Annotated in this window: 18 protein-coding genes, 1 tRNA gene and 2 pseudogenes; 10 read left to right on the top strand and 11 right to left on the bottom strand. The window is 61.8% G+C overall.

Going from position 1 to position 22,168, the window contains the following annotated elements:
* Nucleotides 1-15: 15 nt before the first annotated feature.
* The 3 genes from KQH55_RS07040 to mfd form a co-directional block, all read right to left on the bottom strand.
* Entirely contained in the window at nt 16-1,089 is a 1,074-nt protein-coding gene (locus tag KQH55_RS07040; RefSeq protein ID WP_235090480.1) for a pyridoxal-phosphate dependent enzyme, read from the bottom strand.
* Nucleotides 1,076-2,329 (bottom strand): acetylornithine deacetylase, encoded by a 1,254-nt coding sequence (gene argE, locus KQH55_RS07035; protein WP_170872407.1) that lies wholly within the window; start codon nt 2,327-2,329, stop codon nt 1,076-1,078. The genes KQH55_RS07040 and argE overlap by 14 nt, the downstream gene beginning before the upstream one ends.
* A gap of 146 nt (nt 2,330-2,475) precedes the next feature.
* A complete protein-coding gene (gene mfd / locus KQH55_RS07030) occupies nt 2,476-5,973 on the bottom strand; it encodes a transcription-repair coupling factor (protein ID WP_076795349.1) in 3,498 nt (1,165 codons plus the stop codon).
* Between the two features lie 91 nt (nt 5,974-6,064).
* Here mfd and ispD point away from each other — a divergent pair, with 91 nt between their 5' ends.
* Together ispD and ispF are read left to right on the top strand one after the other, a co-directional pair.
* A complete protein-coding gene (gene ispD / locus KQH55_RS07025) occupies nt 6,065-6,802 on the top strand; it encodes a 2-C-methyl-D-erythritol 4-phosphate cytidylyltransferase (protein ID WP_076795347.1) in 738 nt (245 codons plus the stop codon).
* Nucleotides 6,803-6,877: 75 nt separating this feature from the next.
* Nucleotides 6,878-7,357, top strand: coding sequence for a 2-C-methyl-D-erythritol 2,4-cyclodiphosphate synthase (gene ispF / locus KQH55_RS07020; RefSeq protein ID WP_076787010.1), 480 nt, complete (start codon nt 6,878-6,880; stop codon nt 7,355-7,357).
* 127 nt (nt 7,358-7,484) lie between these two features.
* On the opposite strand, the gene KQH55_RS07015 is transcribed toward ispF, so the two are convergent.
* Nucleotides 7,485-8,849 carry an ATP-binding protein gene (locus tag KQH55_RS07015; protein ID WP_235090479.1) on the bottom strand — a complete coding sequence of 455 codons (1,365 nt, stop codon included), beginning with the start codon at nt 8,847-8,849 and terminating at the stop codon, nt 7,485-7,487.
* Between the two features lie 60 nt (nt 8,850-8,909).
* A complete protein-coding gene (gene ompR / locus KQH55_RS07010; protein ID WP_076787014.1) occupies nt 8,910-9,635 on the bottom strand; it encodes a two-component system response regulator OmpR in 726 nt (241 codons plus the stop codon).
* 184 nt (nt 9,636-9,819) lie between these two features.
* Between ompR and KQH55_RS07005 the strand changes: the two genes are divergently transcribed.
* Both KQH55_RS07005 and KQH55_RS07000 read left to right on the top strand, forming a co-directional pair.
* Nucleotides 9,820-10,134, top strand: coding sequence for a hypothetical protein (locus KQH55_RS07005; protein ID WP_235090478.1), 315 nt, complete (start codon nt 9,820-9,822; stop codon nt 10,132-10,134).
* An 83-nt stretch (nt 10,135-10,217) separates the two neighbouring features.
* Nucleotides 10,218-11,351 (top strand): DUF1501 domain-containing protein, encoded by a 1,134-nt coding sequence (locus KQH55_RS07000; protein ID WP_076787018.1) that lies wholly within the window; start codon nt 10,218-10,220, stop codon nt 11,349-11,351.
* Between the two features lie 58 nt (nt 11,352-11,409).
* On the opposite strand, the gene KQH55_RS06995 is transcribed toward KQH55_RS07000, so the two are convergent.
* Entirely contained in the window at nt 11,410-12,231 is an 822-nt protein-coding gene (locus KQH55_RS06995) for a squalene/phytoene synthase family protein (protein WP_076787864.1), read from the bottom strand.
* A gap of 197 nt (nt 12,232-12,428) precedes the next feature.
* Between KQH55_RS06995 and KQH55_RS06990 the strand changes: the two genes are divergently transcribed.
* Together KQH55_RS06990 and KQH55_RS06985 are read left to right on the top strand one after the other, a co-directional pair.
* Nucleotides 12,429-12,515: transfer RNA gene (locus tag KQH55_RS06990), tRNA-Leu, on the top strand.
* Between the two features lie 151 nt (nt 12,516-12,666).
* Nucleotides 12,667-12,918 carry a hypothetical protein gene (locus KQH55_RS06985; RefSeq protein ID WP_076787020.1) on the top strand — a complete coding sequence of 84 codons (252 nt, stop codon included), beginning with the start codon at nt 12,667-12,669 and terminating at the stop codon, nt 12,916-12,918.
* On the opposite strand, the gene KQH55_RS06980 is transcribed toward KQH55_RS06985, so the two are convergent.
* On the bottom strand, nt 12,915-13,424 hold the full coding sequence (locus tag KQH55_RS06980) for a MarR family winged helix-turn-helix transcriptional regulator (RefSeq protein ID WP_235090477.1): 510 nt from the start codon (nt 13,422-13,424) through the stop codon (nt 12,915-12,917). The genes KQH55_RS06985 and KQH55_RS06980 overlap by 4 nt on opposite strands.
* Nucleotides 13,425-13,443: 19 nt before the next feature.
* The gene (locus tag KQH55_RS06975) at nt 13,444-13,662 is read right to left on the bottom strand and encodes a hypothetical protein (RefSeq protein ID WP_235090476.1); all 219 of its coding nucleotides are present in this window, start codon (nt 13,660-13,662) and stop codon (nt 13,444-13,446) included.
* Between the two features lie 402 nt (nt 13,663-14,064).
* On the opposite strand from KQH55_RS06975, the gene tig reads away from it, so the two are divergent.
* From tig to lon, 4 genes are all read left to right on the top strand, one after another.
* On the top strand, nt 14,065-15,420 hold the full coding sequence (gene tig / locus KQH55_RS06970; protein ID WP_076795331.1) for a trigger factor: 1,356 nt from the start codon (nt 14,065-14,067) through the stop codon (nt 15,418-15,420).
* A 139-nt stretch (nt 15,421-15,559) separates the two neighbouring features.
* Complete coding sequence (gene clpP, locus KQH55_RS06965) at nt 15,560-16,213, top strand: ATP-dependent Clp endopeptidase proteolytic subunit ClpP (RefSeq protein WP_076795328.1); 654 nt, start codon at nt 15,560-15,562, stop codon at nt 16,211-16,213.
* Between the two features lie 160 nt (nt 16,214-16,373).
* Entirely contained in the window at nt 16,374-17,645 is a 1,272-nt protein-coding gene (gene clpX / locus KQH55_RS06960; protein WP_076787030.1) for an ATP-dependent Clp protease ATP-binding subunit ClpX, read from the top strand.
* Nucleotides 17,646-17,842: 197 nt separating this feature from the next.
* Nucleotides 17,843-20,257 carry an endopeptidase La gene (gene lon / locus KQH55_RS06955; protein ID WP_235090475.1) on the top strand — a complete coding sequence of 805 codons (2,415 nt, stop codon included), beginning with the start codon at nt 17,843-17,845 and terminating at the stop codon, nt 20,255-20,257.
* A 341-nt stretch (nt 20,258-20,598) separates the two neighbouring features.
* Here the strand turns inward: lon and KQH55_RS06950 are convergent.
* From KQH55_RS06950 to KQH55_RS06940, 3 genes and pseudogenes are all read right to left on the bottom strand, one after another.
* Nucleotides 20,599-20,871 (bottom strand): annotated as a pseudogene (locus KQH55_RS06950) (integrase core domain-containing protein); the annotation flags it as partial.
* A gap of 40 nt (nt 20,872-20,911) precedes the next feature.
* On the bottom strand, nt 20,912-21,946 hold the full coding sequence (locus tag KQH55_RS06945; protein WP_235090474.1) for an IS481 family transposase: 1,035 nt from the start codon (nt 21,944-21,946) through the stop codon (nt 20,912-20,914).
* Nucleotides 21,947-21,948: 2 nt separating this feature from the next.
* Nucleotides 21,949-22,168 (bottom strand): annotated as a pseudogene (locus KQH55_RS06940) (IS481 family transposase); the annotation flags it as partial.

The following is a 22,168-nucleotide window of genomic DNA, read 5'->3' as shown; positions in this document are numbered from 1 at the left end:
GGGGCGGCGGGCACGCTAGCTCGACAGCTTGCGGGCGTAGGTTAGGTGCTGGTACAGCGTATCGGCGTCAGTGTTAGTGCCGCACAGTAGCACGCCGACGCGCTTGCCTTCGAGCACATCGCGCAGCGGCCCAAGCAGTGCGGCGAGCGCCGCCGCGCACGCAGGCTCGACAGCCAGTTTCAGTTGCTCGAACAAGCGCAGCATAGCCACGCGCAGCTGGTCATCGGACACGGTGACCATCTGGTCGATGTGCCGGCGGCACAACTCGTAGCTGTACGCCTCGGTGTGCGGCGCCATCAGCGAATCGGCGACACTGCGCATCGGGCCCATCTTCACCGTATGGTTTGCCGCAAAGCTTTTGCTCATCGCGTCGGCCCCTTCCGGCTCGACGCCATAGACATGAATGCACGGGTTCACCAGGCGCAACGCGGTGGCGACACCCGCACCGAGCCCGCCGCCGCCGACCGGCACGATCACCGCGTCCAGTGCCGGCGTCTGCGTGGCCCATTCGTAGCCGAGCGTCGCCGTGCCGAGCACGGTGCGATACCCATTGAACGGATGGATGAAGCAGCGCCGCTCGTCTGTCCCGATGCGTCGGACCTTGTCGAACGCCTGCGCGCCGTCGTCGGCGAACACCACTTCGGCGCCGTACTGCCGACACAACTCGATGCGCGTCGGGCTGGCTGTCTTAAGCATCACCACCTTAGCGCTGATACCCAGACGCATCGCGGCGTGCGCGACGGCGGCCGCGTGATTGCCGGCACTCACGCACGTGACGCCAGCGCTACGCTGCGCGTCGTTCAGCGCCAGTAGGTTGGAGAACGCGCCGCGCACTTTGAAGGAGCCTGCGGCCTGGAATAACTCGAACTTGAAGTTGATCGTTGTGCCTTCGAGGGACGGAAAATCGCTGCGATCGAAGGTTGGCGTGCGAATCACCCAAGGGGCGAGCGCTAGGTGCTGCGCGGCGATATCATCCAGCGTCGGTACGCGTTGGCCGTCGATCGACGCGGGCGTTGTCGATAGGTTCGCCGCGGACGCGGGCAACGGCTTTGAAACAGGCGGCGGTGCGGCCCAGTCAGACATGTGCATGAACCTCGAGACTGGTGATCAGTTTGCGAATGAACGACTCGCTCGCGCCAAGTTGCTCGAGCGAAACAAATTCGTTTGGCTTATGGGCTTGCTCGATATTGCCCGGACCGCAGACGACGGTCGGGATCCCGGCACGCTGGAACAGGCCGGCCTCGGTGCCATAGGCGACCTTGCGCTTGTCCTGATCGGCGGTCAGCGCCCGTACCAGTTGCGTGATCGCCGCCTGCTCGCTGGCATCCAGCCCCGGGGCAGCGGCGATCTCTGAGATCTCGATGGCTGCGTCCGGATGCTCGCGGCGCATCTGCGGCAGCAGCGTATCACGCGCATACGTCTCGATTTGCGCCAAGATGGCTTGCGGATCCATCGTCGGCAGGTTGCGGAATTCGAACTGGAATTCGCAGTGCGCTGGGACCGTATTGATCGCATTGCCGCCCATGATCGTACTGGTCTGGGCAGTCGTAAATGGCACGTCGTAGAGCGTGTCGAACGGCCCCTGCGAGCGGTAGCGCTGCGCGACGTCGCGTATGTGGCAAATCAGCCGCGCCGCATACTCGATTGCATTGAGTCCCTGTGGCGTCAGCGATGAGTGGGCTGCGTGCCCGCGCACGCAGCAGCGGTATGCATTGATCCCCTTGTGGGCAATGATCGGGCGCATGCTGGTCGGCTCGCCGACGATGCATCCTTCGGGTCGCAGGCCGCGCTTTTGCAGATCCGCGAGCAGCAGGGGTGCGCCGGCGCAACCCACTTCCTCGTCAAATGACAGCGCGAAATGAATCGGCTTGGCGAGCTTGGTCGACTGCATGTGCGGCAGCAGCGCGAGCGCGGTGCCAATGAACCCTTTCATATCGCAGCTGCCGCGCCCGTAGAGTTTACCGTCGTCGATGCGGGCAACGAAAGGATCGCTGTCCCATTGCTGTCCGTCGACTGGTACCACATCAGTGTGGCCGGATAGCACGATGCCGCCGTGCGTGGTGCCGTCATGAGCCGGCACGGTGGCGAACAGATTGGCCCATTGCCCTGTTTCGTCGTACGTCAGCGTCGCGTCGAGACCGACTGAGCGCAGGTAGTCGCGTACTGTTTCAATCAATCCGAGGTTGGGCAGGCGGCTCGTGGTATCGAAGCTAATTAGCTTCTCGGTCCACGTAATGGCGGCGGCGCTGGCGGGCAGGTCAGACGAGGGCGGAGTACCCGGCGGTGCCGCCGATGGACCGGCCGGTGCCGATGTCGCGGATGCAGACATAGTGTGGCTCCCATTGATCACGAGTCGATCATACCCAAAAACGAATTCGTTCCAAAGCTGCGGGACGTAAATTCCCTAGTGTCGTGCACACGGCATTTGACTCAAACGGTTACACGACATGCGTGAGCGGTACAGCGTGGCGCCACTCACGCGTTGGCTCGCTGCTTGCCCGGTGCGCCCAGCGCCCGCAGCGTTTCCTTGACTGTCGCGACCCGGCTCGCCAGGTCAGGACTGTGCAGCTCGATCCGCAACTTGTCTTGCCCCGCCAGCTTGATGTGCCGGTGTTTTTGCACCATTTCGATGATGCGTATCGCGTCGATCGGCGGATTCGGCACGAATTGCAGCCCGATTGCGCTTTCCGCTGCGTCGATCTTGATGATGCCCAGCGGCTTGGCGGCCAGCCGCAGTCGATGCGTTTCAATCAGCGCCTGCGCCTGTGCTGGCAGCTTGCCGAAGCGGTCGATCAGCTCTTCATGGATGGCGTCGATAGCCTCGTCAGCCTCGCAACTGGCCAGTCGCTTGTACAGTGACAGGCGCTCCTGCACGTCGCTGCAATACTCGGCCGGTAGGATGGCCGGCACATGCAGGTTGATCTCGGTGGTAGCGGCCAGCGGCGCGTTTAAGTCCGGCTCGCGGCCATCCTTCAACGCGCGCACGGCGTCGTTGAGCATATCGGTATAGAGTTGGAAGCCAATTTCCTGGATGTCACCGGACTGCTTGTCGCCCAGCACCTCCCCAGTGCCGCGGATCTCCAGATCATGCATCGCGAGATAGAAGCCGGCCCCCAGTTCCTCCATTTGCTGGATCGCTTCGAGGCGGCGCTGCGCCTGCCGACTCAGCGACTGCGGGTCGTTGACCAGCAAGTAGGCGTACGCTTGGTGATGGGAGCGACCGACACGGCCCCGCAACTGGTGCAGTTGGGCCAAGCCGAATTTGTCGGCGCGATGAATCAGGATTGTGTTGGCGCTCGGCACGTCGATCCCCGTTTCGATGATCGTCGTGCACAGCAGCACATTGGCCCGTTGCGCCACGAAGTCGCGCATCACGCGCTCAAGCTCGCGCTCATGCATCTGGCCATGCGCGACCGCAATGCGGGCTTCGGGCACCAGCGCTTCGAGTGCCGCGCGGCGGCTGTCGATCGACTCAACCTCATTATGCAGAAAGTAGACTTGGCCACCGCGCTTCAGCTCGCGCAACATCGCTTCGCGGATCACACTGTCTTCCTCGCGTCGCACGAAGGTTTTGATGGCCAAGCGTTTTTGCGGCGCGGTGGCAATCACCGAGAAGTCCCGCAACCCTTCCAGCGCCATGCCCAGCGTGCGAGGGATTGGCGTAGCGGTCAATGTCAGCACGTCGACTTCCGCGCGCAGCGCCTTGAGGGCCTCCTTTTGCCGCACGCCGAAGCGGTGCTCCTCGTCGATGATCACGAGCCCCAGGCGCTTGAAGCGCACCTCTGCGGATAGCAGCTTGTGGGTGCCGATCACAATGTCGACGTTGCCGTCGTTGATCGCCTGGATCGAAGCACTGACCTCCTTGGCGGACTTGAACCGCGATAACTCGGCGATGCGCACCGGCCAGTCGGCAAACCGGTCGGTGAAGGTTTGCATGTGCTGCTCGGCCAGCAGCGTCGTTGGCGACAACAACGCCACCTGCTTGCCGCCGAGCACCGCGATGAAGGCCGCACGTAGCGCCACTTCGGTTTTGCCGAACCCGACGTCGCCGCACACCAGCCGGTCCATCGGCTTGCCACTGGTCATATCGCCGATCACTGCGGCGATGGCGGCGGCCTGGTCCGGCGTCTCGTCGAAACCGAAGCTTTCTGCAAAGCGCACGTAATCGCGCGGGTCCAGCTCGAACGCGTGGCCCTGGCGCGCTGCGCGGCGCGCATACAGGTTCAGCAGCTCCGCTGCGGTATCTCGGATCTGCTGGGCGGCGCGCCGCTTGGCTTTCTCCCATTGGCCCGAGCCGAGCGAGTGCAACGGTGCACTGTCCGGATCGGCGCCGCCGTAGCGAGAGATCACGTGCAACTGCGACACCGGCACGTACAGCTTGCTGTCGCCCTGATACGCCAAGTGCAGAAACTCGGTATCGCCTTCGCCCAGATCCATCGTCACCAGGCCCATGTACCGTCCGATTCCGTGCTGGCTATGAACGACAGGGTCGCCGACCTTCAGTTCAGACAGATCGCGCACCATCGAATCGACATCGCTGGCCTGTTCCTGGCGCCGACGGCTGGCGCGGCGCGCGAGCGGCCCGTATAGCTCGGTTTCGGTGACCAGCGCAATATGTTCGGCCGGTAGCACGAAGCCGGATGCAAGAGGCGCAACGGCCAGCCCGAACGGCGCGTCGCCTTGTACGAACGCGTCGAACGAATCGAACAGCGACGCTCGCAGATGGTGCTCGGCGAGCAATTGGGCGATGGTTTCGCGGCGTCCAGCTGACTCCGCGACGAGCAGAACCCGCTGACCCGCCGTGTCGAGATAGCGGCGCAGCGCGTCGAGCGGATCGTGCGCGTGCCGGTCGACTGCCAGCGACGGCAGCGGCATCGACCAGCGCTTGGCGTCGTCCGAGGGCTTCGCACCCAGCGAGAGCCGCGCAAACGGCTTGGCCAATGTGAAGAAGTCCTGCTCGGATAGAAATAGTCGCGCGGGCGCCAGGATCGGGCGCTCGCGATCATGCGACAGAAACGCGTGCCGCTGCTTCGTCTCGTCGCTGAACTGCCGGATCGACGCCTCGATATCGCCGACCAGCACCAAATGCGTGTGCTCGGGCAGGTAGTGGAACAGCGTCGCGGTGTCGTCGAAGAACAGGGGCAGGTAGTATTCGATACCTGCCGACGGCACGCCATTGCCGATGTCCTTGTAGATCGGCGCGCGGGACGGATCGCCTTCGAATTCGGCACGCCATCGACTGCGAAACGCAGTGCGTGCGGCTTCGTCGAATGGGAACTCGCGTCCCGGCAGCAAGCGTACGTCGCGCACCGGGTAAAGACTGCGCTGCGTATCGGGATCGAATGCGCGAATCGAATCAACTTGGTCGTCGAACAGGTCGATCCGGTACGGCAGCGATGAGCCCATCGGGAACAAATCGATCAGCGAGCCGCGCACGCAATATTCGCCCGGACGCACGACCTGACTCACGTGCTCGTAGCCGGCCAGCGTAAGCCGCGACTTGAGCTTGGCTTCGTCTAACCGCTGGCCTTGCTTGAACTCGAAAGTGTACGCGGCCATGAACGTGGCCGGCGGCATCCGATACAACGCGGTCGTGGCCGGCACGACGAGTATGTCGCAGCGTCCTTCGCCCAGGTCGTGCAGCGTGGCGAGCCGTTCCGAAATCAGGTCCTGGTGCGGCGAGAAGGTATCGTATGGCAGGGTTTCCCAGTCTGGTAGAAGCCGCACGCGCACACCGGGCGCAAAGCAACCGATTTCCTGCTGCAGGCGCTGCGCATCGACCGCGCTCGCGCAGATCAGCGTGAGCATCGGCATGCGGTCACGATACGCCAAATAGTAGCGCGCAATCGCCAGCGCATCGGCGGACCCCGATGCGCCATCGAACGCATAGCGATGGCCTTCCTTGATGAATGGAACGGGGCAGGAGAACGGGGCGGACGGTGAGTCGGGCGGGGTAGCGGAATAATCTGGCATGAGCAGGCAATGAGGGCTGCGGGCGGCAACTTGAACCGTCTATTATAAAATCCGTCTTTCATTTTGACTCTGCACAGATTGTGCGACTTTCGTGACCTCCCGCCTGTTTGCCCTGATTCCTTGCGCCGGCACCGGCTCGCGCGCGGGTTCGCCAATCCCAAAGCAGTACCGGACGATTGCCGGACGCAACCTGTTGTACTACTCGCTGGCGGCGTTCGATGCATGCTCGGAGTTTACCCAAACCCTAGTGGTGCTCGCGCCCGACGATGGCTATTTCGATCCGCGGCGCTTCGGCGCGTTGCGCTACGCGGTCAAGCGCTGCGGCGGCGAAACTCGGCACGCATCGGTGCACAACGGGCTGCTCGCGCTGGCCGAATTCGGCGCGCGAGACGATGACTGGGTCCTGGTCCACGATGCGGCCCGACCGGGTATTACGCCGGGGCTGATCCGCGCGCTGGTAACCGCTGTGCGGGACGACCCGGTTGGCGGCATCGTGGCGATGCCGGTGGCCGACACACTCAAGCGGGTCAATCTGTCGCAGTGTGCTGCGGGCAGCGACGACCCGGCGACACCGCGTATCGGCGCCACCGAGCCGCGCGACCATCTGTGGCAGGCGCAGACGCCGCAAATGTTCCGCATCGGCATGCTGCGCGAGGCGCTCGTGCAGGCACAGGCGCGTGGCCATGCAGTGACCGACGAGGCTTGTGCGCTCGAATCGCTCGGTTACGCCCCTCGGGTCGTGCAGGGCAGCCTGCGCAACTTCAAGGTGACGTATCCGGAAGATTTCGCGCTAGCCGAAGCGTTCCTCACGCATGATGCGGCGCGCTGAACACTGCTACGCCCGTCGCGCCACGCTCAGCTTGCCGCGGCGCGCAGTCCACTCAACCCAGCAGGAGAGCGACAAATGAATTTGCGAATTGGCCAGGGCTACGACGTGCATGCGCTCGTGCCGGGGCGGCCGCTGATACTCGGCGGCGTGACGGTGCCCTACGAATGCGGGCTGCTCGGCCATTCGGACGCCGATGCGCTGCTGCACGCGATCACTGATGCGCTGCTCGGCGCTGCGGCGCTGGGTGACATCGGCCGTCATTTCCCCGATACCGATCCGCACTTTGCCGGCGCCGACAGCCGGGTGCTGCTGCGCGAGGCGGCGCAGCGGGTGGCGCAAGCGGGCTATCGCATCGTCAACGTGGATAGCACGGTGATTGCGCAGCAACCCAAGCTGGCCAAACATATTCCGGCGATGCGCGAGAACATTGCGGCGGATCTTAGCCTGGGCGGCGACGCGGTCAACGTCAAGGCGAAGACTAACGAAAAGCTAGGCTATCTCGGTCGCGGCGAGGCCATTGAGGCACAGGCCGTAGTGCTGCTCGCCAGCTACTGAGACGCCGCTGCTGCGGCAAGCAAGGGTGTGGCGTCGGGCGCTGCCGTCCGCCGGCATCCGCCCGAAGGTGCAATCGGCCGCGTGTTGGCGTTGCGCCGAGGGTGGCCTTCATGCGCCGATGCGCGTATCAGACCGACTCTGGACGGCCATTGCGGCTGAGCGGAAAATCGATCGTGACCTCCAGCCCCGGGCCGGGCACGCGATTGCGCAGCCGCAGCGAGCCGCGGTAGCGACTGACGAGTCGCTGCACGATCGCCATGCCCAGCCCGGTGCCATCGGCCTGGCTGCGGGCCGTATCCACACGGTAGAACGGGCGGGTCACCAAGCTGAGTTGGTCATCCGGGATGCCCGGACCCTCGTCCAGCACCGATAACTCGACGCGGGCCTGCACGAGCTGCGTCTCGATCGTGATGTGCGGGATGCCATCCTCCGCGCTGCGTCCGTACTTGCGGGCGTTTTCGAGCAAGTTGCCGACCACGCGGCGCAGATCTGTTGCGTCTGCGTCGACCAGTGCGCCTTGCGACAGCCGCGTGGTGATGCGCACGCCATCTTCCGATGCCATACGCGTGACTGCTTCGCTAGCGATCATGGACAAATCGACGCGCTCTGGCGCTCGCTGCACCGGACGCGCATAGTCGAGGAAACGACCGATAATCCTGTCCATCTGCTCGATATCATCGATCATCGCGGCTTTCGTCGTGTCGTCCGACGGACTCATTTCGGTTTCGAGCCGCAGGCGGGCCAGCGGCGTGCGCAAATCGTGCGAGATGCCGGCAAGCATCAGCGCGCGGTCCGCCTCGAGTTGCTGCAAATCGCGAACCATCTGGTTAAAGCTGCGGTTTGTCTCGGCTGCGACGCCGAGCCCACGTTCGGGCAGCGGCCCCGGCGTCTGTCCCTGGCCGACGCGGCGTGCCGCCATCGCCAGCCGCGAGAACGGCCGGTTCACTAGACTCGTGATAAATGCCGCTCCGAACAGCGACAGTGCCAGCGCAAACGTGCCCCAGCCGAACCATTGTAGGCCGGTGACGGTGTCGAGCTGCTCCCGGTCCAGCGCGACCCAGTAGTCGTCGTCATCGATTTTGAAGCTGATCCACACGCCCGGTATGTCATTGACCGACTGGGCGACGATAGTATCCTCGCCGAGCCGTGCGCGAATATTCTTCTCGATCAGCCGCGTCAATAATTTGTCCGGCTGTAGCGCGTACACATCGGTGGGCTCGCGCGGGTAGACCCGGACGCCCTCGTTGCTTTCCAGGTCCTGCAGCAGCGCGCGCCGCAGATCCGGGTCAGAGTACAGCAGCGCAGTGCGCGTAAGCTTGACGATCGCCACCAGTTGCATCGCGACGCGCTCGGCGCGCGGCTCACGCTCGATCACCCGGAAACTCTGGAACCATGAGGCTAAACTCACTGCGATCAATAAAGCAATCAGCAGGAAGGTGCGCCAGAATAAACCGCCGAACGCGAGCGTTAGTAACCGACGGTCGATGCGCATCGTAGGAGGGCGTTAGTGTAATGAGCCGTCAAGCCGGGACGTGTATCGCGCGGTGCATGTTCAGGCAGCGCCATTGGGAATGAACACGTAGCCCAAGCCCCACACGGTCTGGATGAAGCGCGGGCTGCCCGGATCGGGCTCGATTAGCTTGCGTAGTCGCGAGATCTGCACGTCGAGGCTGCGGTCGAATACCTCATATTCGCGGCCGCGCGCCAGCTCCATCAGCTTTTCTCGCGACAGCGGCTGGCGCGGATGGCGCGCAAACACCTTTAGCACCGAAAACTCGCCGGTGGTCAGCGGGATCTCCTGCCCATTCTTGGTCAGCGTACGGGTGGCCAGGTTCAGCGCGAACTCGCCGAACTCGAACACTTCCGCTGTCTCTGATGGCGCGCCGGGCAACTCCGATGGCGCTTGGCGACGCAATACCGCATGAATGCGCGCAACAAGCTCGCGAGGATTGAACGGTTTCGGGAGATAATCGTCCGCTCCCATTTCGAGGCCAACGATGCGATCCACATCCTCTCCCTTTGCGGTAAGCATGATGATCGGCGTGCGGTCGTTGCTGCCGCGTAAGCGGCGGCAGATCGACAGGCCGTCCTCACCAGGCAGCATCAGGTCGAGCACGAGCAGGTCGAAGCGCTCGCGGACCCACAGCTTGTTCATCGAAGGCGCGTTTTCCGCCACATATACGTTGAAGCCCTGTTCGCCTAGATAGCGACGCAACAGGTCGCGCAAACGAGGATCGTCATCGACCACGAGAATTTTTGATGGGCTTTTGGTTTCCATGGCGGAATCTTAGCGCGTTAGGACCGAACACGAGGTGGGCTTCATTATAGGGTTACACAAGGTTACAAAATTTACCCATGCCGACGCATGTGGTAAACCGGCCACGCGTAGACTTCGTTATAAGCAAGGGTCCTATGGTCGCAACGAAGAGCAAGATATTGTCGCAAGCAACGAAGGGAACGACATGACGGGGTGGGTGCGATACGTCAGGGCAGGCGCGCTCGGGCTTGCCCTGGGCGGTGCCGTAACCGGCCCAATCGTCCACACGAGTCCGGCGTTTGCGCAAGATAACCGCGAGCGGCCGTCGCCTCCCAAGGGGCTACACTGGTACACGCCGCCCAAGCCGGCCCAGCCGCCTACCAGCGAGGCGGCGAATCGCTCCGCCGTGCCCACCGAGTTCGACCAGCAGCGCAGACGCGATGGACGCATGACACCGGAAGAGCGGCGTTTGCTGCGCCAGCATATCGAAGATGCCGTGCGCGAATTGTACAAGCGATAAGCTTGGCCGCCGCGCGATCATGATGCTGCGGCGCTGACGGATTCTCATCAAGCGTTTTGAACGCCAGCTAACCTTGCCAGACCGTGCATCGGAGACAATTTCTTACTGTTGGTGGCGCCGCGCTGTGCGCACTGTGCGTACCCGGCTCGCCGGGGCTACTTGCGGCGCGGGCGCCACATGCAATGGTTGCCGCGCGTGGCCGTGAAGCGCCGGCCCACCGGATGACGTTGATCCTGATCGAGCTTAGTGGCGGCAACGATGCGTTGAATACAGTCATTCCGTATGAGGATCCGCGCTATCGGCAGCTAAGGCCGACGATTGGGATCGCGCGCGAACAAGTGATTCCGCTTAACGGGGGCACCGGCCTGCATCCGTCGTTGGCCGCGCTGAAGCCGTGGTGGGACGACGCGTCGCTCGCCATCGTGCAAGGCGTGGGCTACCCGCGGCCGAACCTGTCTCACTACCGTTCACGGGAAATCTGGGAAACCGCATCGGCATCGCACGAATACTGGCATGACGGCTGGCTGGCCCGAGCCTTCGCACCATCGGCGGGGCAACCGCCGTCGCCAGGGCAGTCGCCATTGTCAGTGCAGCTACCGTTGCCAGGAGAGGAATTGCCTGGGCCCGGACCTTCGCGAGAGCAGGGGCGATTACCCAGGCGGGGGCCATCGCCCGAATATGGGGATCTCGGCGATCAGTTTGCGACCCGCTTTGCCCGTGACGCGTTCGGCACGGCAATCAGTCACGCTATGCAGCGGCTTGCTCTCGCGCGCCACGATCCGACGCATGCCCCACCCGTGATTCGGCTTACGTTGAGCGGTTTCGACACCCACCATAATCAGCCGGCACGGCATGCCGCGTTGCTCGCACAGTTGGCCGATGGCATGGTCGCGCTGCGCGGCGCGTTGACAGAACTCGGCTGTTGGGAGTCAGCGCTGGTCATGACATATGCGGAATTCGGCCGCCGTGCCGACGAAAACGCCGATGGCGGCACCGAACACGGTACCGTTGCCGCACACTTCGTTGCCGGTGGACGCGTGCGGGGCGGATTCTATGGTGTCGCGCCGCAACTGAGCCAGCTCGATGGTGACGGCTATCTGCCTCTCGGTATCGATTTCCGCTCGCTTTATGCGACGGTGCTGCAGCAGGGGTGGGGTATCGAGGCCGCCCCCGTGCTTGGTGCACGGTTTGATAGGTTGCCGGGGTTGTTGCGCTGAGCAGGCGCCCGGAGATGACGGGCGCCCGGGGATGGGTGCCGTTGCGGGCAAAAGTGCGTCAGCGCGTGCACCAGGCAATCCACAACTTGCGCAGCGGCGTTAGCGCGATGCGCTGATGCAGCACGCGATAGTCTTCTGCCTCGAGTTCGTGCAGCAGCGCCAGCGACATGGCGGCTTGCGCGCGGAGCACGCGCTGCGTCCGGTGCTCGGCGGCCGGCATCGCGCCGAGCGCCTCGGTGAGCGCGCGACGCGCACGCTCGACCTGGAACGACATCAATTGCGTGAAGCCTTCGCCGTAGCGACGATGCAGGATGTCGGCGGCTGTCACGCCGAATCGCTGCATTTCATCAATCGGGATGTAGATACGGCCGCGTCGCGCGTCCTCGCCGGTGCGCTCGACGATATCGGCAAGCAGCAACGCCCGCCCGAGCGCCGGGGCCCATGACGCTAGGCTGGCCGGCTCGCGCGCGGTGACCCCGGCCACAGTATTTGCCAATGCAGCGCCCACCTGCTCCACGTAACGGTGCAGTCCCGCGAAATCGAGATAGCGTGCCTGGTCCAAGTCCATTTGGTAACCGGACAGCCACGTCATGAACGTTCCGACCGGCGCCGTGCTAGCGTACTGGCGGGCGATCGCCTGCGTCACCGGATGGGTCGGCGCATCCTGTGCGAGGGCGCCGAATTCGCTCTGCCACCAGGCGAGTTTGGCGCGCCCGACGGCGGGGTCACTCACCTCGCTGACGCTTTCAGCCAGCTCCCGATGCAATGCGTACAGCGCGGTCAACAACGGCTGCGCGGTCAGCGGCGCCCGCCGCAGCGCATAATACGTGCTGGATCCGGCCGGGGCCGCCTTTTGCTGGCAATAATCGTCGATATTCACGCGAAGCGAAACGTGCAAGAGCGCGCGCGGCGTGTACCACGCGCAAAGCACCAAAGTTTAACATTGCCCGTACACGCGGTGCAGACAACGCGCGGCGAATCGGTTAGAATCTTGTCCTTGCAGCGCTCGGGTCAGGCTGATCGACCTTCGGCGACGCAGAACAGCACAACCGGGTGGCGTGCAATGCGCCCCTGGATGCGAGGATGGCGAAATTGGTAGACGCACCAGGTTTAGGTCCTGACGCCCGCAAGGGTGTAGGGGTTCGAGTCCCCTTCCTCGCACCACAGATCTATCGCCGGCGTACCTCACGGCCGCTATCAGGGCGCCGGCGAGGGCCGTGCGCGAGCAGCGGGCCGTGTGCCGGGCTGAGCTACGCCCGCGTGCCGATCGTGCCGTCATCGTCGGCAACCCGCTACCCCTTTGCAGGATAATCAGATGGCCGAAAGGATCGTCGGCAATTTTATCGTTCGCACGATGCAGAGTTCGACGCGGCCAGGCGAATGGACGTCCACTTACTTCATTTCTCGGCTTGACGCGAAGCTGCGCGAGGGGTGGGTCATGCGGCAGATGATCGACGCGATATTCGACAATCAGAATGCCGCCGCTGAGTATGCGCTTGATGCCGGCGTCAAGGCGGCCGCCCGGCTTGCGCCCGATGCGCGCGGCGCCGGCCGCGAGCGCGGCTAGCGTGACGACGCGCTCGCGCGTTTGACGCGCGGTTTAATCGTTTTCTGTGCCGTCAATACCTTCGCGTGGCGCGCTGCGGCAATCACCTTATCGAGCAGCCGGCTCAGTTGGGCATGCTCGCGCTCGCCAAGCACAGCGAACATGTCGTCGTTCCAGCGCCGCGCGATCGGCATGATTTTGCGATACAGCGCACGCCCGGTCGGGGTCAGCGACACGACGACGATACGTCCATCGTCGCGGCTTGCTTGGCGCTGCAGTAGCGCGCGCCGCATCAAGGCTTCCGCGGCGCGGCTTGCCTGGCTCTTGTCGAGATTGGCGTGCCGGGCCAGTTCCATGACCGAGAACGGCCCGAATGCGCCGACGGCTGCGATCACGCGCGCCTCGGCGATCGATATGCCGATTTTGCGCTGATAAAGCTCGCTGATGCCGCGCTCGGACAGCTTGTTGAGCACGTGTATGCGGTAGGTGAGGAACTGGGTCAGGCCGGATTGGTCGGCAGAAGTCATGGCGCTCCTGTTGAAGAGTCTAGCGTAGAGAGGGGAATTTGACGCACCGACGCTGCTCCGCGGTATCGTTGAGCAGCGTCGGTGCGTTGCGAATGGCCGAATCCAGCGACATGGGGCCCGGCACTGGCGAAAAGCAGCGGGCGAAATGCTCGCTTAGCCGCGCCAGCGCGTCGGAATCGAGTGCGCCGGACAGCAACGTGGTCGGCATGTCCGCGTGCAGCCTCCAGCAGCGTGGCATAACGGGTGCGCCATGCCGGGTCCCGGCATGGGGTGGCTGCACAGCCGTGGCGGCAGCCGGGCGAGCATCGGTGCGATGAGATGAAGAAGCAGGCATCGGAACAACCTGTCTCCTAGTGTCTTGGGGTTGACCGCTCGACAACGGGGTGAACCGAAGCTTACCAAACGCGGCGCGCGCTGCCATCCGTAGCGTAGGCACGACGCCGCGCGGTGCATGGGCAAAATCGTGCGCCAGACGGAGTAAAACCGCGATTTCCGACGTCACGAGTCAATAGTTTGCTAAACTATCTGGCTTTCCAGACCCGACTGGCTGTGCCACCGCGCGCGTTCCCTGGTATCGGGCCGCCGGTCGCCTGGCGCACGGAGAACCAGACGCTCGAACACTTTAGGACGGATTGAATTCATGGCTAACGTTGTAGAAAACCTCGGCAAACTCGAACGGCGCGTGACAATTTCGCTGCCGAAGGAGGTCGTTCAAAAGGAAATCGACGCGCGTATCCGCAAGCTGGCGAAGAATGTCCGCATGCCTGGTTTCCGTCCCGGCAAAGTGCCGCTGAAGATGGTCACGCAGCAGTACGCCGGCCAGGTTGAGGCGGAAGTGCTCAGCGACAAGATTGGCAAGGAGTTCTTCGACATTAGCCGCGCGGAGAACCTGCGCGTGGCGGGACAACCGAGCTTCGCGGCGAAGCAGGAACCGGCGCAGGACGACGCGTATGCGTTTGATGCGACGTTCGAGGTCTATCCGGAAGTGAAGCTTGGCGACATCTCGAGCGCGGAAATCGAGCGCAAGACGACGACGATCAGCGACGCAGAGATCGACCGTACCCTCGACATTCTGCGCAAGCAGCGGGTGCATTTCCACCCCCGCGGCGAGGCGGGCGAGCATGGCACAGGCGGCGACGAGGTCAGCGCGCAGAATGGCGATCGCGTGACAGTCGACTTCGTAGGCAAGATCGATGGCGAGGCGTTTGCCGGCGGCAGTGCCGAGGACTTCGCGTTCGTGCTCGGCGAAGGCCGGATGTTGCCGGAGTTCGAGCAGGCGGCGCTGGGCATGAAGGCGGGCGAGTCGCGAGAATTCGACCTGAAGTTCCCCGACGATTATCATGGCAAGGAAGTGGCGGGTAAGACCGCGCGTTTTACGATCACCGCCAAGAAGGTCGAATGGCCCCATCAGCCCGAAATCGACACGGAATTTGCGAAGTCGCTCGGTATCGCGGATGGCGATTTGACGAAGATGCGGGCGGAGATCAAAGATAATTTGGAACGCGAGGCGAAGCGCCGCACGCAGGCCATCCTGAAGAATCAGGTAATGGATGCGCTGTTGAAGCTCGCTGAGTTGGATGCGCCGAATGCGCTGATTGAGCAGGACCAGCAGCGCCTGGTCGAAATGGCCCGTCAGGATTTGGCGCAACGCGGCGTGCCCGATGCGGCGAAAGCCCCGATCCCGGCCGAGATGTTTAAGGAGCAGGCCGAGCGCCGCGTAAAGCTCGGGTTGATCCTGGCCGAGTTGGTCAAGGAGCATAAGCTGGAGGCGAAACCCGAGCAGATCCGGGCCGAGGTGGACGAATTCGCGAAGAGCTACGAGGACCCAAAGGAAGTCGTGCGCTGGTATTATTCGAACCAGCAGCGCCTTGCCGAGATGGAAGCGTACGTGGTCGAGAGCAACGTCGTTGACTTTGTGCTGAGCAAGGCGAAGGTGACCGATAAGGAAGTCGACTTCGAGGAACTGGCGAACGCCTCGCAGGCGGCTCAGGCGTAACGGCGGCGCAACAGGGCGGCGGGCGAAACGGTCGAATAGACGGTTTCGTACGCCGCTTACCATTTGTGCGCAGTTTTGGCATTCCGGTTATCGTTGTATCACCGAAGCATCGAACCACTCCAAACAGAAGGACAGACGCATGACGTTCCGCGCAGATTTGCTGAATCAACTCGCCACGCACGCGCCTCGGGATTTTGAGGCCCAGGCCCTGGGCCTTGTGCCGATGGTCGTCGAGACGAGCGGCCGGGGTGAGCGTGCCTACGATATCTATTCGCGCCTGCTCAAGGAGCGGCTGGTCTTTCTGGTGGGCGAAGTGAACGACCAGAGCGCGAATTTGGTCGTTGCTCAATTGCTGTTTCTCGAAAGCGAAAATCCGGACAAGGACATCAGCCTGTACATTAACAGCCCGGGCGGCTCGGTGTCGGCCGGCATGGCGATCTACGATACGATGCAGTTCATCAAGCCGGATGTGACCACGCTGTGCATGGGTCTGGCGGCCAGCATGGGCGCGTTCCTGCTCGCCGCTGGCGGGAAAGGCAAGCGCATTGCGCTGCCTAATGCGCGCGTGATGATTCACCAGCCGCTGGGCGGCGCGCGCGGCCAGGCGTCCGATATCGAAATCCAGGCGCGCGAGATCCTGTTTTTGAAGGAGCGCCTGAACAACCTACTCGCGCAGCATACTGGGCAACCGATCGAGCGGATCCAGCGGGATACCGATCGCGACAATTTCATGTCAGCCGAGGACGCGCAGGCCTATGGGTTAATCGACCAGGTGTTGCATAAGCGTCCGTGATGCGGCACTTGTTACAGGGGCCCGCTGTTGTGTTGGGCGGGATTTCACCGATAGGTGCCGCCAGAAAACCGCCGACAATGGACTGATGACCGGTTTCGCACTGCTGGGGGTGGTCAATCGGCGTATGATATGAAAGAAGTGTCCGGAGGCTTATATATTTATGGCGGACAAGAAAGGTTCGAATAGCGAGAAGCTGCTGTACTGCTCGTTTTGCGGAAAGAGTCAGCACGAGGTCAAGAAACTCATTGCGGGACCGTCGGTCTTTATTTGTGATGAATGCATTGACTTGTGCAACGAAATCATCCGTGACGAGGCAGCCGGCGCGTCCGGCGATGCGGGGATCACCCGGTCGGATCTGCCCAGCCCGCTGGAAATACGGGAGATTCTCGATCAATACGTGATCGGGCAGGAGCGCGCGAAGAAGATTCTCGCGGTGGCGGTGTACAACCACTACAAGCGTCTGAAGCATCTCGACAAGAAGGACGACGTCGAGTTGTCCAAGAGCAATATTCTGTTGATTGGGCCGACTGGGTCAGGCAAGACGCTGCTCGCACAAACGCTTGCAAGACTGCTGAACGTGCCGTTCGTGATCGCGGACGCGACCACGCTAACGGAGGCGGGGTACGTCGGCGAGGACGTCGAGAACATTATTCAGAAGCTGCTGCAAAATTGTAACTACGAGGTCGAAAAGGCGCAGCGCGGCATCGTTTACATCGATGAGATCGACAAGATCAGCCGCAAATCGGATAACCCGTCGATTACCCGTGACGTATCGGGTGAAGGTGTGCAGCAGGCGCTGCTCAAGCTGATCGAGGGCACGATGGCGTCGGTGCCACCGCAAGGTGGCCGCAAGCATCCGAACCAGGACTTTATCCAGGTCGATACGACCAACATCCTGTTCATTTGCGGGGGAGCGTTCGATGGCCTCGAAAAAGTGATCACGAACCGTACCGAGAAGACCGGTATTGGTTTTGGGGCCAGTGTGAAGAGTAAGCAGGACCGCGACGCAGGCGAGGTGCTGCGGGATGTCGAGCCGGAAGATTTGATTAAATTCGGCTTGATTCCCGAACTCATCGGCCGCCTGCCGGTTGTCGCGACGCTGGGCAAGCTCGACGAGGCCGCGCTGATGAAAATCCTAGTTGAGCCGAAGAACGCGTTGGTCAAGCAGTATCATAAGCTGTTCAACATGGAGCGGGTGGAGCTCGAGATTCGGCCCACGGCGCTGCAGGCGGTCGCGAAAAAGGCGATTCGCCGCAAGACCGGCGCGCGCGGCTTGCGCTCGATCTTGGAACAGGCATTGCTAGATGTAATGTACGAGCTGCCAACGCTTAAAGGGGTCAGCAAGATTATTATCGATGAGAACGTCATCGACGGTGATGGCAAGCCATTGCTGATCTATGAAGACACGCCAAAGGTAGCTGGGAGCAATTGATCGGCGACGCGCCTGCGTGGCGAGGGCCGTTCATGGCGACGTGGACGGCTTTTTTCGTTTAAAGTGGAGCGGTCCCAAACTTTTGCGCATCCTGCGACTCGGATTGGAAGTTTCTGCATCTGTCCGCGCCCCGAAGCTTGCAATACGGCGTTATTGCCTCAACTTTCGAACGAACTGATTCCACACTGGGGATAGAAATGTCAGGAAGCCAACTTCTCCCGACTGAACGCACCACTTTGCCGCTGCTTCCGCTGCGAGATGTGGTCGTGTTCCCGCACATGGTGATACCGCTGTTTGTTGGCCGCCCGAAATCGATTAAGGCCCTCGAAGCAGCAATGGAAGGCGGCAAGCATATTATGCTGGTCGCGCAAAAGGCTGCTGCGAAGGACGAACCAACTGAAAAGGACCTCTATGAGGTCGGATGCGTCGCCAATATCCTGCAAATGCTGAAGCTGCCGGACGGCACTGTGAAGGTGCTGGTCGAGGGGCTGCAGCGAGCCAAGACATTGTCGATCGAAGAGCAGGAGACGATGTTCTCGTGCGAATTGATGCCGCTGGAGCCGGACCGTGCCGACAGCGCGGAGACCGAGGCGCTGCGACGCGCAATCGTGTCGCAATTCGACCAGTATGTGAAGCTTAACAAGAAGATCCCCCCCGAGATTCTGACGTCACTGTCCGGCATCGACGAGGCTGGGCGCTTGGCCGATACGATCGCCGCGCATCTGCCGCTGAAGCTGGACCAGAAGCAAAACATCCTGGAGATGTTTCCTGTTGTTGAGCGCCTGGAGCACTTGCTTGCGCAACTCGAAGCCGAAATCGACATCCTGCAGGTCGAGAAGCGCATCCGTGGGCGCGTGAAGCGTCAGATGGAAAAGAGCCAGCGCGAGTATTATCTGAACGAGCAGGTCAAGGCGATCCAGAAGGAGCTCGGCGAGGGCGAGGATGGCGCCGACATTGAGGAACTCGAGAAGCGGATCACGGCTGCGCGTATGCCGAAGGAGGCGAAGAAAAAGGCGGATGCTGAACTCAAGAAGCTGAAGCTGATGTCGCCGATGTCCGCCGAAGCCACGGTGGTGCGCAACTACATCGAGACGTTAATCGGCCTACCGTGGCGCAAGAAGAGCAAGGTCAACAACGACTTGGCGAATGCCGAACGTGTGTTGGACGAAGACCATTTCGGTCTCGAAAAGGTGAAGGAGCGCATCCTCGAGTATTTGGCGGTTCAGCAACGCGTGGACAAAGTGAAGGCACCGATCCTGTGCCTGGTCGGGCCTCCCGGCGTGGGTAAGACCTCGCTTGGGCAGTCGATTGCGCGCGCAACGAACCGCAAGTTCGTGCGCATGGCGCTCGGTGGCGTGCATGACGAGAGCGAGATTCGCGGTCACCGTCGCACTTACATCGGATCGATGCCGGGCAAAATCCTGCAGAGTCTGACGAAGGTGGGCGTACGCAATCCGCTGTTTCTGCTCGACGAAGTTGATAAGATGGGGATGGATTATCGCGGCGACCCATCGTCCGCGTTGCTCGAGGTGCTGGATCCGGAACAGAACCACACGTTCGCAGATCACTACGTCGAGGTCGATTTCGATCTGTCGGACGTGATGTTCGTGGCGACGTCGAATTCGCTGAATATTCCGGCGCCATTGCTGGACCGGATGGAAGTGATCCGGCTGTCCGGCTACACCGAAGACGAAAAGGTCAACATCGCGCAGCGCTACCTGCTGCCTAAACAAAAGCGCAACAATGGGCTGAAGGAAGGCGAGATCGATGTGACCGAAGCGGCGATTCGCGACATTATCCGTTACTACACACGCGAGGCGGGGGTGCGCTCGCTTGAGCGCGAAGTATCGAAGATCTGCCGCAAGGTCGTGAAGATGCTGCTGCTGAAGAAGGCGGATGGCGCGATCACGGTCGATGGCGGCAACCTAGATACGTTCCTGGGCGTGCGCAAGTTCGACTTCGGGCTGGCGGCGAAGGAAAACCAGATTGGCCAGGTCACTGGGCTCGCATGGACGGAAGTCGGCGGCGACTTGCTGACGATTGAGGCGGCGCTGATGCCCGGCAAGGGCAACGTGATACGTACCGGCTCGCTCGGCGATGTGATGAAGGAGTCCGTCGAGGCCGCCCGCTCGGTCGTGCGTTCGCGCTCGCGTCGGCTGGGCATCACGGATGAGGGGTTCGAGAAGAGGGACATCCACATCCACGTGCCGGAAGGCGCGACGCCGAAGGACGGTCCTTCCGCGGGCATTGCGATGACGACCGCGCTGGTGTCGGTGTTGACCGGCATCCCGGTGCGCGCTGACGTCGCGATGACCGGCGAGATCACGCTGCGTGGTGAAGTACTGCCGATCGGTGGACTGAAGGAGAAATTGCTGGCTGCGCACCGCGGCGGCATCAAACTCGTGCTGGTTCCGGAAGAGAACGTGAAGGATCTCGCCGAGATTCCGGATACGGTGAAGAACAGCATCGAAATCGTGCCGGTGCGTTGGATCGACAAGGTGTTGGAACTGGCGCTCGAGCGGATGCCGGATGCGCTGCCGGAAGAGGACACCAAGCCTGCACCGGTTGCGGAGACAAAGAAGGAAGCGAGTAGCGAAGTCGTCAAGCACTGAAACCCGGGTAGCGCCGTGCGCTGGGCGCACTGGAGTGCGACACAGCGCAAAGAACTTGCAGCGAGCCGCTTGCCGTGGCTCAGTCGTGCTACCGAACACCCCGCATGCATAAGCCGCGGGGTGTTTTCTTTGGATTCAGGAATGCTCCGGGTACGCCTGTGAATCGCCTTGACACGACAGTTTGGGATGCTTTTAATGGCTCCGCGCGGCTTGCGGCCGGCGCATCGGGCGTACACCCAATGCACCTGCAACCCATGCTCAACTCATGCCAATTTTCTATCGCAAGGCATACCCAGGCGAATTTTTTGACTGGAGTTGACCCAGTAGCCCCGGACACGACCTCACGCTACGGTTGATGAATCCACGGTGCGTCGAAACTCGCGCGGTGAGCGATATTTCAGCGCGCTATGGGGATGCTTTTCGTTGTAATGCTCAAACGCAATGGCGAGATTGGGCACGGCCGTCGCCGCATCCGATTTTGGCATAAAGGCCACGTAATCGCGCTTCATCGTCTTCACGAAGCTCTCAGCCATGCCGTTACTCTGTGGACTGCACACCGGCGTCGTCTGCGACTTCAGGCCGATTTCAGTTGCGAAGCGGCGCGTTTCGTCGGCCGCCAGCATCACATCACGTGTGCGATTCACAGACATCGTTTCACTTTTTAGAGGGCCGTTTTCGTGACGTGTTGGAACTTGTATCTCCTATCTGAGCCACGAGTTCCAACACGCTCCGGTGATGTTTAGCAAGGGTCTTGTCGAGCCGCCATTCGCGGTGTTGAACGCGCTCTTTCAGTTCGTCGTAGGCACCAACTACCTCTTCCGAGAGGGGTGTCAGTTCGCCCAGTTCTGCTATGCAATCGACAGGCGTCTTGCCACCGAGTGATCCGTGCGGGCGGCGCCAGTTATAGTCGAACTGCCACTGTTCAATTTGCTCTTCGATCGTGCCTTCGGTCAGGCCATGACGGGGCCAGAATTCGTTCAAGTCAGTGAGTTGCGAACGCTCGACCTTGCCATTGAGGTGTGGCGAACGTGGTGGGATCGGTCGGAATTTGATGCACTCGCTCATCAGGCACCGCTGCACTGATTCGGCGAAGAACTCGCTGCCCCGATCCGTCTGGATACGTTGAATCGGAAACGGCATTTCCTCGATGACGCGATCAAGAAAAAGCAACGTATTACGTGCATTTCTGCGCGAATAGACGGCTAGTACACGCAAGCGAGAACAATCGTCGACGGCGGTGTACTGATAGACGCCCCGTGCGATCTTCATCGTGTCCATCTGGACGCAATCGCCCGGAACTGGACGGCTATAACGTTTGGGCTGCGCTGCTCGCCTGGGTCGAATCAATGGCGTCACACGCGCCTGGCACAAGATCTTGTGAATGGTCGCGAGGGATAGTTCTCTTTGCTCATGCAATCGCAGCTCATTTTGGATCCGCCGCGCGCCTTTGTGCTCGGCACGCAGTCGGAGGATCGTTGCTCGATCGCTCTCAGAAACCTTCTGGTTTGGACTTCGGTGTGGACGGCGGCTTTGGGATTGGAGACCGGCTTCGCCGGCTTGCTGATAGCGGCGTAGCCATTTGCGAAGTGTCGGTCGAGAGATGCCACACCGCGCACACACGAGGCCGGCAACGCCGGCCTCGTGATACATGTGCACCCAACGTAATCGCGCGGCAATCTCTCGGTCCATCGCCTCATTTTAGTTGAAACGATGTCTGTGAATCGCACATATTCGTGATGCTCGGGGTTGCCACAGTATTCGGTGCCACGATCCGTGAGCACGCGCAGCAGCGGGATGCCGAAACTGTCGAAGAATGGGACAACGCGATCATTGAGTAAGTCAGCCGCCGGCAGCGGTGTCTTGCGATCATAGAGCTTGGCCAATGCCACCTTCGAATAGGTGTCGACAAAG

This window comes from Mycetohabitans sp. B3 (genome assembly GCF_021498065.1).
Lineage (GTDB): Bacteria > Pseudomonadota > Gammaproteobacteria > Burkholderiales > Burkholderiaceae > Mycetohabitans.
This window is presented reverse-complemented; position numbering and strand designations above follow the sequence as displayed.